We start from the raw sequence: 14,916 nt of genomic DNA, 5'->3' as shown, positions 1-14,916 counted from the left end.
CGAAAATCACGCAGCCAGCTCGACGTCGGTGAAGTCGACCTCTTTGAGCAGGGGGTCGAACGGATCCGGCCGATGACGGAGCTCGTCGGTGGCGTACGCGCCGAAGCGGCTGATGTGGGCCCGCAGGTACGGGGCGATCTGGCCGAGCTGGTCGGCGGTGATCTCCCAGCCCTCGGCGACCAGTTGACGCACGATGTCGGAGATGTCCAGGGCGTTGTGGAAGACGACGAGGTTGGCCAGCAGGGTGTTGAACTTGATCAGTTTCTCCTGCTCTTCGGGGTCGTTGTCGGCCAGCACCCCGCCGAAGCCGAGCCACTTGGAGAACCCGTTGTAGGACTCGACCTTGTTCGTCGCCGCGGTGATGCGCGCCCGCAACGCCGGATCGGCCAGATACCGCAGCAGAGCGACGGTACGGACGCTGCGGCCGACCTCGCGGAAGGCCTTGTAGATGCGGTTCTTGCGGGAGTTGGACCGCAGCCGCCGCATCAGCGTGGCCGAGCTCAGCCGGCCCTCACTGATGGAGATCGCCACCTGCATCAGGTCGACCCAGTGCTTATCGATCAGCTTCCAGTCGATGACGTTGCGGCCGCTCTCGCCGAACAGCTGGTCGATATGCGGATAGGCGATCTTCTCCGAGGCGCGGAAGAAGATCAGGTCCTTGAAGTTGCGGATGCGCGGCATCAGGTCGAACCCGAACAACGTGGCCAGGGCGAAGACCGGGAAGTTCTGGCCCTGGGTGTCGGCGTGCACCGTGGAGGGCTGGATGTCGGAGGCATTCGCCAGCAGCCCCTCGATCAGGTGCACCGCCTCCCACACCCCGCACGGAATGAACCGGGAGAACAACGCCACGTAGGTGTCAGAGATGTAGTGGTAGGCGATGCCGCCGAATCCTCCGTACCGGATGCTGGTCTCGGCCAGGAGATTATCGATGTAGGTGTCCACCTGGGTGCCGTCGACGGCCACCGTGCTGCCATCCCCCCAGGCCTTGATCACGTCCAGCTCGGCGAAGGCGTTGACCACATCGGCGATCGCGGCGTTCAGCTTCTTCAGGCTGATGTGCCGGTTGCGCACCATGGACAGCTCGCGGGCGGTGACGCCGGCGATGTGTTTGGCCGCCTCGTACGGGCCGATGTTGATGCCGCCGGTGAACACGGCCAGCGAGTACCGCCCCAGCTTGTCCTTGATCTTGGGGTCGGAGCCGGAGGCCGGCCCGAAGTGGCGATACCAGGTGAGCCAGTGGGCAGTACGCGCGACGATCGACAGCAGCGACCGTTCGGGCATGCGCCGTTCGATCTCGGCCGCCAGCCGTTCGGCCTCGGCATCGCTGCCCTTGCCGCGGCGGCGTTTGAGGGTGGGCACGCCATTGTCGTCGATGACCAGGTCGGCGTTGTCGAGGTAGCCGGCGTCCAGGTGCGCGGCCGCGCTCAGGTGGGCGTCCTTGAGGTGGGCGGCGAAGCCGGCAGGGGTGTCGGGCAGGCCGACCTTCTCGCAGAAGGCGGCCAGTTTCGGCTGGCAGTCTTCCCAAGGCAGCAGGTGGGCGCCCCAGTCGGCGTACTCGTTCGAGCCGAGCACGGCCACGTCCCCGGTGCGCAGTTCCTCGGCCACGTAGCAGAACACCATCGCCTCGAAGTGCCGCCGCGCCACCATGCCGGGCCGTCTGCGGTCGGTGACCGCGCGCCGCCAGTTGCCCGAGGCGAACGCGATGCCCGACTCCGGCTCCTCCTCCATCGGTGGCGGCAGCGGGATGAAGTCGCGCCGCTTGGGTGAGTGCTCGCGGGCGTGCGCCAGCGCGGCCAGCACGGAATCGTCGCTGGAGGTGGCCTTCAGCCGCAGCTTGCTGGTCAGCTCGAACAGCGCCGGCCGGTCCTTTTTGAAGAACCGGTACACCAGCAGCTCGTGCGCGTCGCCGTGGAAGGCGGCGACCTCCTCGATGTCGGCCAGCTGGGCGGCGAACCCGCCGGCCTGCTCCACCGCCGCCCGCACCGCCTGCACGCTGTGGGTCTGGACCACGAGCGCCGACAGCATCTCGCTGAGCGCCTGGACCTGCCCGGCGTTACCAGCGCACGAGGTCACCGCCTCGACGGCCCGCGCCACCGCCTCGTGTCCGGCGGCCGAGGTCTCGCTGTCGGGGTCGAGACGTTCCAGCACCTGACGGTAGGTGCCGATGAGCCGCTCGCTGGTCGCGCGCTGGCGGGCGCGGATCTCCTCCAGCTCCGTCTTGGCCCGTTTGACGTGGGCGGCCATCCGCTTGCACAGCATTTCGGCCAGGTCGTCGCGGGCCCGCATCCGGGCGGTGTGCGTCAGGCAGGCTAGCAGCGCCACCTGCTTGACCGGATCGTAGCGCGACAAGGTGTCGGCGTCCTGGGTGTCGGCCTCACCGGCGAAGTCGGTGATCTTCGACGGCGCGATGCCCTCCAGCCAGGCGTCGGTGTCGCCGAGTGCGTCCACCTGGTCCAGCCATTTCACCTGATCACGGAACCGCGACCAGGTGGCCCGCTGGGCGGGCTTCTTGAGCCGGTTGAACGTCGATTTGCCGTCCGGCCCGACAACCAGCAGACCCTCCATCCGGGCCCGGCCGGCCTCACCCATCCGCCGCAGGATCGTGGCGAAGATGGTGGCGTTCACCTCGGCGCGGATGCTCGTGGCCAGGTCCTCCAGCGTCGTGTACCCGAGCAGTTCCAGCCGGAGCCGGAGCAACTCCTCGATCGCCACGTTGATCAGGTCCGCCGGGTTGTTCTTGGCCTGTGCCGCCTTCCGGATCGCCACCGCGGCGATCGCCCGGGCCCGGCCCGCGTCGTACTTCACGCCTTGACGTTGGCGCACCAGCTTGCGATGCGCCTTCGCGCTGCGGGAGGCGCCATGATCCGGCCAGACGTCCTCGGGCAGCTCCAAGCAGCGCCGGACGTGGTCGATCACCACGTCGGGGATCTCGTCCGGGGACGGAAAGCGCGCCATCTTCTGGAAGCACTTCAACGCCAGCACCAGCGCGAAGCGCGACTCCGGGCTGCCTGTCCGTTCTTCAGCCCAGTCCACCTCTTCCGTCGACGGCGTGAAGAACACATGCAGCACCCGCGCCGACGTCAGCCGCTTGAACTGCGGATAGGCGGTCCGCTCGATCCACGTCATCCCAGGCCGTCCCTCGCCTCGATCCCGGCGTCCAGACCCCGGAAACCGTAGCGATGATGACCCTCACCAGAGATCTCGTTCACCAAACCGCAACCAAGCCCATCCGGAGGGTCACATCATCCGACGCATCTGCCCTCTGGGCCGCGGCTCAGCGCCTCACTGCCCCTTTCTCTCGTACTTGGTCTGGCCCCCTGAAGGACATGGTCTCCCTGCGTCCGGGTGAGGCGGGGGAGATCATCACCCGTTTCGCGGGGTACCGGGGGCGCTATCTCCTCCACCGCCACAACGCCGAGCACGAGGACGTGAATGGCCGATTTCGGGGTCTGTCTGACCATTTGCGGTAAGTGACATTCCGTAATCGAATTTGGGAATGAGCGATTATAACCGGCACTGGATGCACTTAAAAGGGGTGATTTGGGGTTTACATAAAGGATTTCGATTCGTAATATCCATCGCATGGGAGCGCTCCCAAAAGCCGATTCGGCGATGAGACCGCAGCTTAAGGACGACGTACGGTTCGTCGAATGCCCCGACGGCGCCTACGTCCACAGCGACTACGGTGCGTGCACCCTGCGCGGGCGGCAGGCGTACGCATGGCTCACCCGGCTGGCCCCCGCGTTGACCGGCCGCCACACCCTCGCCGAGCTCACCGCCGACCTTCCCGGCGACCGGAAGGCCATGGTCGAGCGGCTGGTGGGGCAGCTCGCCGAGCAGCGGTTCGTGGTGGACGCCCGGCAGGCCCGGCCCCACGGGCTGACCGAGGCGGAGCTGCGGGCGTACGCGGAGGAGATCGCCTTCATCGGCTACGCGCTCGACTCGCCGGAGGAGCGCTTCGAACGGATCCGCAACGCCCGGCTGGTGCTGACCGGCGCGGGGCCGCTGCTGGAGGCGCTGACCGGGGCGTGCGTCGGTTCGGGGTGGCGGCACGTCACGGTGATCAGCCCCGACCCCGAGCGGGTTCGCCGGGTCGCGGACGCCGCACGCCGTGACAGCGCCCAAGAGTTCCGTACGCTCCCCTTCTCCCGCGACTTGCCGACGAACGCCGACGTCGTGCTCCAGGTGAGCGAGGACCCCGGCGAGCTGGTGACGACGGCCCGCGCCTGCGAGGCGGCCGGAATCGTGCTCGGACAGGCGCTCGTCGGCCCGGCGGAGGTCTGGATCAGCCAGGTGGGGCGGCCTTCGGAGACGGCGGCCGAGTCGGGCTGGCTCCGGCTCGCCGGGCTGCCCGCCGCGACCCCGGCACCGCCCGGAGAGGACCTGATGATCGGGCCGGTGCCCACGGTGGTCGCCGCGATCCTCGCCCTCGCCTGCTTCAGCCGCGTGACCGGGCTCGACCAGGGTCCGGAACGCGAGCTTGTACGCGTGGACCTGCGCTCGCTCGACACGCTTACGCACCGGTTCCTGGCCCACCCGCGCGCCGCCACCGCCGCCCCTCGGCCTCAGGTCCTTGGGTCTGTCGAAGAGCTGACGGAGGCGCTTGCACCCCTGAAGGCAGCCGCGCCCGCCCACGCCGCCACACGCGCCCAGGAAAGCCCGCCCGCCCAGCAAGGCTCGCTCGCTCACGACGCGGTGCCCGCCCGGGATGTGGCCTCTGCCGATGCCGGGAGTGCCGTCGCGGAGAAGGCGGTGGCGGCCGTCGAGGCGGACGAGCTGCTCGCCCTCATATCCGAGCTGGTCGACCCCCGGCTGGGTGTGCTCGGCCTGCTCGACGAGCAGGCGCTGGCGCAGTCGCCGCTGGCGGTGTGCCGGGCGGTCGTGTCCGATCCGTTTGGAGTGCAGCCCGGCTGGGCGCCGGCGCGGCAGGCGTTCGGCTGGGGCCCCGATCAGCGGACGGCCCGGCTGCGCTGCCTGCTCGCCGCCCTCGCCACGTACGGCGTACCCGCCCGGAACGAACAGGGCGTGGAGCTGCCGGACGGCCGGCCGCGCACCGTGCGGGCCGCCGACCTCGGTCTTCCGAGCCGGCCGAGCGGAACCGCCGCCGGCCTCGGCGCCCCCACGGACCCGCACCCCGCCCCGAGCACCCAGCACCCACCGGTCGGAACCGGTGCCGGGCTGAGCTGGACGGAGGCGCTGGCCGCCGGCCTGCGGTCCCACTGCGAGCGGCTTCTGCGCGACCACCTCTCGAACGACTCCCTGTCCTCGCCGATCGATCCCCCGCAGGACCCGGAGGCCGCGGCGTTACTGCGGCAGCTCACGCTCGCAGGGGAGACCCCGGACATCCACGACAGCACCGCCGTCCTCGGCGTACCCACCGTGACCCTGACGGTCCCCGGCCAGGAGGCGCTCGTGTCCGCCGCCCCCACGCTCACCGACGCGATCCGCGACGGCCTGGAACGGCTGCTGCTCCGCTGGCAGTCCAGGGCTCCCGGGCAGCACGCGTACGGGCGGCTCCACCCTCTCTGGCCACCGGGCGGCGACCCGGCGCGGGCCGTCCAGACGATGGCCGGAGCGCTGCGCCGCCTGGGCAAGGTGCCGGTGGCGGTGCCGCTCCACGGCGACCCCGAGGTGTCCAGGCGGCTGCCGTTCGTCGCCCGAATCGTCCTGCTCGATGACTGAGGCCGCCATCGCCACGGTCCCGTCCGCCGCGGACCCCGACCTGGTGACCGTCCTGGGCGAGGGACGCCTGCACGCGGCGATCAGGCAGGCCCTCGCGACCGAACCGTCCGGCGGGGCGATCGTGGTGGCGAGCGACGCCGACGACGTGCGGCCGTACCCGGCGGTGGCCAGGCGGGCGGCGGAGCGGGGCGTGCCGTGGCTGCCGGTACGCGTCGAGGCCGGCTGGGCGCTGATAGGCCCGTCCGTACGTCCAGGACGGCCCGGCTGCCCGACCTGCGTGGCGCGCCGGCGCGCGGGCAACCGGCCGGACGCCCTGGCCCGCGACGCCCTGCGCGCGAAGTGGGCCGCCGACCTCGACTCCCGGCCGACGACGCTGCTCACCCCGCTGGTGTCGCGCACGATCGCCGCGCTGGTCGCCGACGAGGTGCGCAGGCTGCGGCACGACCCCGGTGCGGCGCGCACGGCAGGAGCCTTGCTGAAGGTGCGCCTGCCGACCGGCGCGGTGCGCCGCCATGCGTTCCTGCCCGACCCGCTGTGCCCCGACTGCGGCACGCGCACGGACGACGGCCCGCACGCAGGACGGTACGTCCCGCGCCCCGCCCCCAAGCCGGACCCGAACACGTTCCGGGTCGGCGACATCACCGGCAGAGGAGACGAGCTGGAACGGCTCTTCGTGGACGCGGAGACCGGCATCGTGCAGACGGTCGTGGCCCAGGAGCGCGGCGGCGGCCCGATGGCGGTGGCCAGGCTCAGCCCGTCCCGCACCGAACACGAGAGCCACCACGGCTACGGCCGCAGCGACGACTTCGCCTCCGCGCGGGCCACCGCCATCGCCGAGGCGCTTGAGCGCATCGCCGGCATCCATCCGCGCGGCAGGCGCACCACCGTGCGTGCCGCGTACGCCGACATCGCCGGCCACGCGCTCGACCCGCGTACGCTCGGCCTCTACCCGGACGGCTGGTACGACCAGCCCGGCTTCCTGTTCACCCGCTTCGACCCGGAACGCCCGACGACCTGGGTGTGGGCGTACTCGTTCGGCCGGGACGCGCCCGTGCTGGTGCCCGAGAGCTACGCCTTCTTCGGCCCGCGCCCGCGCGACGACCTCGGCTTCGCCTACGAGTGCTCCAACGGCTGCGCCCTCGGCGGCCACCCGGCGGAGGCCGTCCTGTACGGGCTGCTCGAGGTGGCCGAGCGCGACGCGGCCCTGGCCACCTGGTACGCCCGCATGCCCATCCCGCGCGTCGACCTCGGATCGGCGGCCGACCGCCGGATCCCGATGCTCGCCCAGCGGGTACGGGACCGGCTCGGCTACGACGTGCACGCGTTCGCCGCGCTGATGGAGCAGCGGGTGCCGGTGTTCTGGGTGATGGCCGTGGACGCGGTAGGCGGGCCCGATCGCCCCTACGCGCTGTGCGGCTCCGCCTCGCACCTCGACCCGGAACGCGCGCTGCGCCGGGCGCTCGAGGACCTGAGCCCCATGCTGGCCAGCCACCTCGAACGCTACGACCCCGCGACGTCGGCGCGGCTGGTCGCCGACTCCGAGCAGGTGCGGCTGCTGGAGGATCATCCGCTCACCTACGCACACCCGGACGCGTTCGGCAGGCTCGCGTTCCTGCCGCTTGACGGGCCCGCGCTCTCGCTGCGGGAGGTGGCGGAACGCGCCGCCTGGCCCCGGCACGACGACCTCTGCGCGGATGTGGCCGAACTGGCCGGACGCTACCTGGCGACCGGCCTCGACGTGATCGCCGTGGACATCACCTCGCCCGAGGCGCGGGCGGCCGGCATGTACGCGGCGAAGGTCATCGTGCCGGGGACGGTCTCCATGACGTTCGGGCACCGCTACCGGCGCGTCCACGACCTGCCACGGCTGCTGGCCCTGCCCCGGCTGCTCGGCCACCGGGACCGCGACCTGCGTCCGGAAGAGCTGAACCCGTACCCGCACCCGTTCCCATGACCGGCCATGACAGGAAGGGAGGCAGAGCAGGCGTGCACACGACCACGGCAGCCGGGGCGGCCACGAGCCGGTACCTGGACGCCATGCGGAACCGAGGCCCGCTCTCCATCGACTGGGCCTCCGCCCCGACCCGGCACAAGCGCTACCCGGGCGCGGAACGCGTGCGGCTTCCCTGGACCGCCGCGCCCTCACCGTCCGGCCTCGGCATGCTTGGCGAGCTGCTGCGGAACCTGCTCGGCGTGACTCGGATCGTCTGGTCTCATTACCTCGGTGACGGCGGTGAGCTGCTGGGGCGGCCTCCGATGCTGCTCACGGGACGTCCCGCGCCGTCGGGCGGGGGGCTCTACCCGATCGAGGCGTACGTGGCCGCGCGCCAGCCGCACCTGCCCGCCGCCCTGTACCACTACGACCCGGTGCACCACGTGCTGGAACGCGTCCGGGGCGGCGACCACGTCCCGGCGCTGACCGGTCTCCTCGGCGGCACACCGTCCGACGTGGTGATCGTGCTGTCGGCGGTGTTCTGGCGGTCGATGTTCAAGTACGGCGACTTCGCCTACCGGCTGATCTGCCAGGAGACCGGCGTGCTCATCGCGCAGGCCCTGGCCGTGGGGGAGCGGCTGGGGGTGACCGGCGGGGCGCACCTGCGGTTCCCGGACGACGAGGTGAATCGCCTGCTCGGCCTGGACGACACCCGCGAAGCGACCATGGCCGCCCTCACGCTGTCCCTCCCAGAAGCGTCCCTCTCGGAAGCGTCCCTCCCGGACCCCGAGCCGCCGACGCCCGAGCAGCTCATCGCGCAACCGGCGGCGAGCGAGAACAGGCCCCTTCCCCGGGCCATGCCCTCCGGCTGCCTGGCCGCGACGCTGCACCGGGCCTGCACGCTCGTACCCCAGCGGGCCGCCTCCCCGGACCGGCCGCAGCCGCCGACGAGAACAACCCGCACCCTCCCGGCCCCCGAGCCCGCACCCCTGCCCCACCTGACGGCGGGCATCGCACGCCGCGCCTCGCCGATCGCCGGTTACCGCCCGGTCCCGATACCAGGCGGCGCGCTCGGCGCGGTGCTTGCAGCGGCCGGCGCCGGCTACCCATCCGACCTGCCAGGCACGGACGAAGGCCCGGCGGCAACGGCCCTGTACGTCCTGTCCCTGCGGGTGGACGGCCTGCCACGAGCCGCCTACTGGTACGACCCGGCGAACCACACCCTGCACGTACCGACCGCAGAAGCCCCGATCGACGCCGTGACCACCGGCCGTCTGCTGCCCAACACGCGGGTGGCGCTGCGCGGGGCCGCCGCCGTGCTGATCCCCGCGGGCGACCCGCTGGCGGGCGCGCCCCCGTTCGGCGACCGCTGGTACCGCATGCAGCAGATGGAGGCGGGCCTGATCGCCCAGCGGGCCGCGCTGGCCGCCACCGCGCTGGGCCTGGCCGCCCGCATCCACTCCGACGGCGCGAACGAGACCACCGACGCGGTGCTCGGCCTGGCAGGCAGCCCGCTGAGGAGCCTGTCCTTCCTGGTCATGGGCACCCCACCGACCGGCGGGCCCCTGGTGACCCGCCCGATTCCCGGCCCCGTCGACGAGGAGGTGATGCCCGCACCGACGACAGCGTGACCCGTTCAGACGTACCTGAAAGATCACAAACAGGAGATGCACATGTCCGAGAACCTCAAACTCGACCTGCGCGGCCTGGAGGTCGACTCGATCGACGTCGTGTCGGCCGACTCCATCGTGACGGAGGGTCACGGCACCATCGAGACCGGTGCCTCGTCCGCGACGGGTTACTGCTCGTCGTACCTGACGGCGACGAGCTGCTGGGCTCCCGAGCTGTAGCAGCGGGCCCGTCACTCCGGTGAGCCGAGACCCGGCCACCGTGACGACGAGCAAGGCCGAGGGCGCCAGTGCCGTGGGCGCCCCCGGCCCCTGACGAACCGGGCGCCTCACCGACCGGCGGGCCCTGGTGACCCGCCCGATAACCGGCCTCGCCGACGAGGAGGTGATGCCCGCACCGACGACAGCGTGACCACGTACTGAATGCACATCCTTTGCAAGATCACAGATTGGAGATGCACATGTCCGACAACCTCAAACTCGACCTGCGCGGCCTGGAGGTCGACTCGATCGACGTCGTGTCGGCCGACTCCATCGTGGCGGAGGGTCACGGCACCGTCGAGACCGGTGCCTCGTCCTCCCCGGGTTACTGCTCGTCGTACCTGACGGCCATGAGCTGCTGGGCTCCCGAGTTCTGAGATAGCGGCGTCGGCCGACCGGTGCCGCCCGAAGCGGCCGCCGGGACGATGAGCGAGGCCGAGGGCGCCAGTGCCGTGGGCGCCCTCGGCCCCTGACGAACCTGTTCGAGGAGCGCGTTTCATTGACCCAGATAGCGCACGCCGTCCCCGTCGCGGGGGACGTCGATCCTGCAAGGCTCGCTGAGCCCGATTATGCACTGTCGCCGGTCGTCGCCGTCCGTGTCGCCGGGCTGCCGGTGGCGGGGCTCGACCGGATGCGGTGCACCCGTACGTGGCGGCTGGTGGACGAGCTGACGGACGTCACCGCCCGGCTGCGGCGGGAGGGCGCTGAGCTGTCCGATCCGCTGCACGAGGTGATCGGCGGCACGGCTGCGGGCCCGCTGCGTGCCGCGCTGGTGGCGCTGCGCCGCGCGGTGTTCGCGGGGCGGCGCCCGAGCGGGCGGGCCGCGTCCGCCGAGGTGCTGGCCGCGCTGCCCGCGGGCCTGGCCGCCAGGGTCGGCGCGTGGACGGCCCTGCGCCGGCGCGCCGACGAGCTGCGCGCCGCGCTCCCGGACCTCATCACTGAGGAGACGCGCGAGAAGACGGCGGTGCTGCGCGAGGCGGTGTCGGACGCCGGGTTCCGTCACAGCCTCGCCCAGGGCAGCGCCGTACTCGCGGAACGACTCGAAGCCTGGCTCGCCGGGCCCGCCGACCGGCCGCCACAGCGGCAGGAGCTGCTGCGGCTGGCCCGCTACCTGGCGAGGGCGAGCGTCAAGACGAGCCCGTATGCGACCTTCACGCTCAGCGGGCTGGGCCGGTGGGAAACGGACGGGCCGGCCGTGGCCACGGACGGCGAGCCGTCCTGGCTGCTCATGGCCGAGCTCGACCGGGCGGTCCTGCGCCCGCTGTGGGCGGTGCTGACCCGGAATCGGCGGGTACGCCGGCGGGCCAGGCTCCGAGTCAACCCGTCCGCCGCCGACGACGGCGAGCGCATCTGGTTCCTCAGCCCGGGGCACGGCGAGCCGCTGTCGTCGGTGCCCGCGACCCCGCAGGTGCGGCAGGCGCTCCAGTGGGTGCGCGAGCGGTCCGACGCCACCCTCGCCGCCGCCCCCGGCATCGAGCCGCTGGCCGAGGCGGGGCTGCTGGAGTACGTGCCGCCGTACGACGAGCAAGGCTCAGACCCGGTGGGGGAGCTGGCGTCGTGGCTGGCGGCCGACGATCCCGCACCGTACACGCTGGCCGTGACCCGCGTCGCCGAAGCCCTGCGCGCAGCTCGTCCGTCCGACGAGAGGACCGCCGAGACCGTACGGGCCGCGCTCCGCGAGGTGCTGCCACCGGGGCCGTCCCTGCCCGACAAGAACCTGCTCTGGCACAGCGCCGTCATCCCCGGCGTCGCCGGGCGGCTGAACGCCACCGCCTGGCGCGGCGTCTGCGACGATCTCAACGCGCTGCGCGGGCTGCTCGGCCTGTTCGACCCCGACCTGCCGGTCAAGATCGCCGCCGCCGCGTACTTCGCGGACCGGTACGGCACCACGAGCCGCCTGCACGCCATGGCCCTCTACCGCGACATCCACAGCGGCGCGCCGGGCGCGGGCGGCGAGCTGCTGCGCAGCATGCTGCGCGACCCGGTCGCGGGCACGCGCGCCCTGCCGGACGCCGCTCCGCCGCCCGGCCTGACCCGCCTCACCGAGCTGCGGCGCGGCTTCTGGGAGCGCCTCGGCGCGGGCCCCACGACTCAGGAGACGAGCGGCGTCCCGGTGGTGGATCTCACCGCCGCCCGCCTGGCCGACCTGGCGGAGACCTGGCCGGGCTTCGTCCGCCCGCCCGGCTCCATCTGCTGCTATCTGCAGGCGGTGCCCGACTCCGGTGGCGTGCGCGCCGTCGTCAACTCGATCTCCGCCGGGTACGGGCGCGGTCTGTCCCGTCTGCACCGGCTGGTCACGCTGGCCGGCGGCGAGCCGCCACCCGTCGCGGACCTGCGGGCCGCGCAGGGCGACGTCATGGTGGCCGAGTGCCGTGGCCTCGTCGGCGGCGGGCTCAACGTCCGGCCCGCCACGGCCGACCTCGCGCTCGACCACCCGTTCACCGCCCCGGACGCGCACCTCCCGGCGGTCACCCCGGCCGAGCTCACCGTCGCCTATGACCGGGAACACGACCGGCTGGCACTGATCGACGGTGCGGGACGCCCGGTCAGGCCCGTGCACCTGGGCATGACCGCCCAGTACTGGCTGCCGCCGTGGCTACAGTTCCTGATCCGGGTGTTCGGTGAGCCGTCCACGGCGATGGTGCCCGGCTGGGTGTTCCGCACCGGGAGCGAGCCGCCGGACGAGGGCACGGTGGAGCGCTGGCCCCGCATGGACGTCGGGCGCGTGACGGTCGCGCGGGCCGCCTGGCGGATGCGGGCCGGGGCGTTCCCGGTGCCGGCCAAGGGGGAGAGCGAGGCCGCCTACCTGCCCCGGCTGGCCGGATGGCTGGCCGAGCACGGGATGCCGCGCCGCTTCTTCGCCCGGGTCGTCGATCTGGGTCAAGGCCTGCTGGCGGGGCTGCTCAGCAAGGATCGCAAGCCCATGTACGTGGACGTCACCGACCTGCTGCTGCTGACCGGCTTCATCCGCACGCTGCGCGATCCCGGCGCGCTGCTGGTGCTCGAAGAGGCCCTGCCCGACCCGTCCCAGGCGCCCCGCTACGGTGACGAGGCCCGCGTCACCGAGTACGTCGTCCAGCTCTCCGCCAGGCCGGCGTCATGACCACGGTCCATCCGCACCCGAGCGGCCCCGGCAAGCGCGTCGAGAACCGGTGGGTGAGCGCGCACCTGTTCCACTTCGGCGACCTCGACCCGCTGATCACCGGCGTGGTCGATCCGGTGACGCGGGAGCTGGTGGCCGGCGGCACGATCCGCCGCGCGTTCTTCCTGCGGTATTGGGAGGGAGGCCAGCACGTACGGCTGCGCCTGGAAGTGCCCGACCCCGCGCGGCACCAGCGCGTCCGCGACCTGGTACGCGAGCGGGCGGCGGCGTACTTCGCCGGCCATCCGTCGCCCGAGGTGGACCCGGCCGCCTACCGGGCCTTCGCCGCCGCCATGGCCAAGGGCGAGCGCCGTAGCGACTATGACGACCGGCTCCACCCGCCGGGCACGGTGGCGTTCATCGACTACCAGCCCGAGTACGAGGCGTACGGCGACGCCGCCTGCGTGGCCGCCGCGGAACGGCACTTCGCCGTGTCGAGCAGCCTCGCCCTCGACGTGCTGCGCGCCGGCACCGACATGGGCCGCCGTACGGCGATCGGGCTGGCCGCGCTGACCATGGCGATCGCCGCCTGCGAGCCCGACCTGCCGTCCGCCGCCCACCGCCTCGCCACGGCCGCCCGCAGCCAGTCGGCTTCCTCGGATGAGGACCCGATCACCCCGGCCGCTTCCTCTCACGAGCACCCGGCCGCTACGGCCGGTCGCGCCACGCCGTCGGCGGAGGCCATGGAGGAGGACTGGCGGCGGCGCGAAAAGGCGTTGGTGGCCCAGACCCGCAAGCTGTGGCACGACCCGGAGTCCGCAGGCGGCCTGCTGGCGGCATGGGCCTCGTCGGTGCGCGCCCTGCGCGACGAGCTCGACGTGCTGCACGCGGAGGGCCGCTGCACCCCCATCGACTCGGGCTCGCCGCACGCGGCACTCGCCGTGGCCGCGCCGCCGGACCGGCGCACGGTCGCGCTGATCCTGATGCGCTGCGTGCACCTGTTCCACAACCGGCTGGGGCTGCGTGCCGGAGCCGAGCAGCACACGACGTTCCTGGCGGGCCGCGCCGTCGCCGCCCTCGCCGACTCCCGGAGGTGGTCACCCTGACCAGCACGCCCGCTTGGCACTGCGTCCACGTCTACTACCACGCGCCCGACAAGGACGGCCTGCTGCTGGACGCCGTGCGCCCGCTGCTCGACGGCCTGCGCGGTGACATCGAGGCGGCGTACGTGCTGCGTCACTGGCGGCAGGGCCCGCACCTGCGGATCAACGTCAAGGCGACGCCCGCCGTCTGGGAGCGGGTGGTGCGCCCGCGCGTGGACGAGGTCATCGGTGCGTACCTGCGCGAACACCCCTCCACGGCCGCGCTCGACCCGGCCGGGAGCCTGCCCAGGCACCGCCTGCTCGCCATGCGCGAGCAGGAGCGCGGCCCGCTCACGCCCTGGCCGCCGGACAACTCCATCCGCGAGGCGCCGTACGACTCCCGCCGCCACGTCCTCAACACCGACGAGGAGGCGGAGCTGCTGGCCGCGTTCTACGTGGACGCCGACCCGCTGCTGTTCGACATGCTGGAGCACGTACGCGCGGGGCACGACGGCAAGACCGGGCTGGCGCTCAGCCTCATGCTGACGATCGCGCACACCTCGCAGCGCATCGACCGCAGCTACCTGTCGTTCCGGATGCATGCCGAGGGCTACCTCACGTGGGCGGCCGACCCCGGCGCCGCCCGCGCGTCCTTCGACCGCGCGTACCAGGAGCGGCGCGAGGCGCTGACGCGGCGCGTCCGCGACGTCGTCGCCTGCCTCGACGACCCCGGCGCGCCGCCGGTGCCGTTCGTGCGGGAGTGGGCGGCGCTGCTCGATCGCTACCGGCCGGTGATCGCGGAGATGCTGGAGGACGGGCGCCTGGTCCAGCCGGTGCTGGAGCCGGGGCAGGCGTTCACGGCCCGGCCCGGCGAGCCGCCCGCACCTCAGCGTGAGCCTAGCGAGCTGCAGCGCCTCGTCTTCGACAGCCCGGCCTACCACGCGGCGATCTTCGCCAGCCCGGCGTTCCGGCGGTATCGGGTGCTGCTCAACTACACGTACCTGCACCTGACCCGGCTCGGGCTCACCCCGCTCGACCGCTTCAGAACCTGCCACTTGCTGGCCAACGCGGTGGAGGACGTCTACGGCCTGTCGGGCCTGGACGTGATGCGCCGCTTCACCTCGGCCGCGACGTAAGCCGGGCGGAAACACCGCTGTCCGGCCGGGACGATGCCCGGCCGGACAGCGGATGTCGCCGGCGAGGTTCGAGGCGCCCGGGTCGGAGTCCGACCGGGCGGCGGCCGAGCCG

General features: G+C 72.6%; 9 protein-coding genes. 8 read left to right on the top strand and 1 reads right to left on the bottom strand.

From position 1 onward, the window contains the following. Positions 1-6: 6 nt before the first annotated feature. Entirely contained in the window at positions 7-3,126 is a 3,120-nt protein-coding gene (locus ACFMQL_RS34785) for a Tn3 family transposase (RefSeq protein ID WP_378789024.1), read from the bottom strand. 486 nt (positions 3,127-3,612) lie between these two features. Between ACFMQL_RS34785 and ACFMQL_RS34780 the strand changes: the two genes are divergently transcribed. From ACFMQL_RS34780 to ACFMQL_RS34745, 8 genes are all read left to right on the top strand, one after another. Next, the gene (locus ACFMQL_RS34780) at positions 3,613-5,682 is read left to right on the top strand and encodes a hypothetical protein (RefSeq protein ID WP_378789022.1); all 2,070 of its coding nucleotides are present in this window, start codon (positions 3,613-3,615) and stop codon (positions 5,680-5,682) included. Continuing rightward, positions 5,675-7,636, top strand: coding sequence for a TOMM precursor leader peptide-binding protein (locus ACFMQL_RS34775; protein ID WP_378789021.1), 1,962 nt, complete (start codon positions 5,675-5,677; stop codon positions 7,634-7,636). The genes ACFMQL_RS34780 and ACFMQL_RS34775 overlap by 8 nt, the downstream gene beginning before the upstream one ends. Before the next feature lie 32 nt (positions 7,637-7,668). Further along, a complete protein-coding gene (locus ACFMQL_RS34770; protein ID WP_364051001.1) occupies positions 7,669-9,246 on the top strand; it encodes a SagB family peptide dehydrogenase in 1,578 nt (525 codons plus the stop codon). Positions 9,247-9,288: 42 nt separating this feature from the next. After that, the gene (locus ACFMQL_RS34765) at positions 9,289-9,465 is read left to right on the top strand and encodes a thiomuracin/GE37468 family thiazolyl RiPP peptide (protein WP_364051004.1); all 177 of its coding nucleotides are present in this window, start codon (positions 9,289-9,291) and stop codon (positions 9,463-9,465) included. Between the two features lie 239 nt (positions 9,466-9,704). Then, positions 9,705-9,881 carry a hypothetical protein gene (locus ACFMQL_RS34760; protein WP_364051007.1) on the top strand — a complete coding sequence of 59 codons (177 nt, stop codon included), beginning with the start codon at positions 9,705-9,707 and terminating at the stop codon, positions 9,879-9,881. A 122-nt stretch (positions 9,882-10,003) separates the two neighbouring features. After that, complete coding sequence (locus tag ACFMQL_RS34755; RefSeq protein WP_378789018.1) at positions 10,004-12,607, top strand: lantibiotic dehydratase; 2,604 nt, start codon at positions 10,004-10,006, stop codon at positions 12,605-12,607. Beyond that, positions 12,604-13,692 carry a lantibiotic dehydratase C-terminal domain-containing protein gene (locus ACFMQL_RS34750; protein ID WP_364051013.1) on the top strand — a complete coding sequence of 363 codons (1,089 nt, stop codon included), beginning with the start codon at positions 12,604-12,606 and terminating at the stop codon, positions 13,690-13,692. The genes ACFMQL_RS34755 and ACFMQL_RS34750 overlap by 4 nt, the downstream gene beginning before the upstream one ends. Further along, complete coding sequence (locus ACFMQL_RS34745) at positions 13,680-14,804, top strand: thiopeptide maturation pyridine synthase (protein WP_364051016.1); 1,125 nt, start codon at positions 13,680-13,682, stop codon at positions 14,802-14,804. The genes ACFMQL_RS34750 and ACFMQL_RS34745 overlap by 13 nt, the downstream gene beginning before the upstream one ends. Positions 14,805-14,916 lie beyond the last annotated feature (112 nt).

The sequence above is a fragment of the Nonomuraea fastidiosa genome (assembly GCF_042751225.1).
Taxonomy (GTDB): Bacteria; Actinomycetota; Actinomycetes; order Streptosporangiales; family Streptosporangiaceae; genus Nonomuraea; species Nonomuraea fastidiosa.
This window is presented reverse-complemented; position numbering and strand designations above follow the sequence as displayed.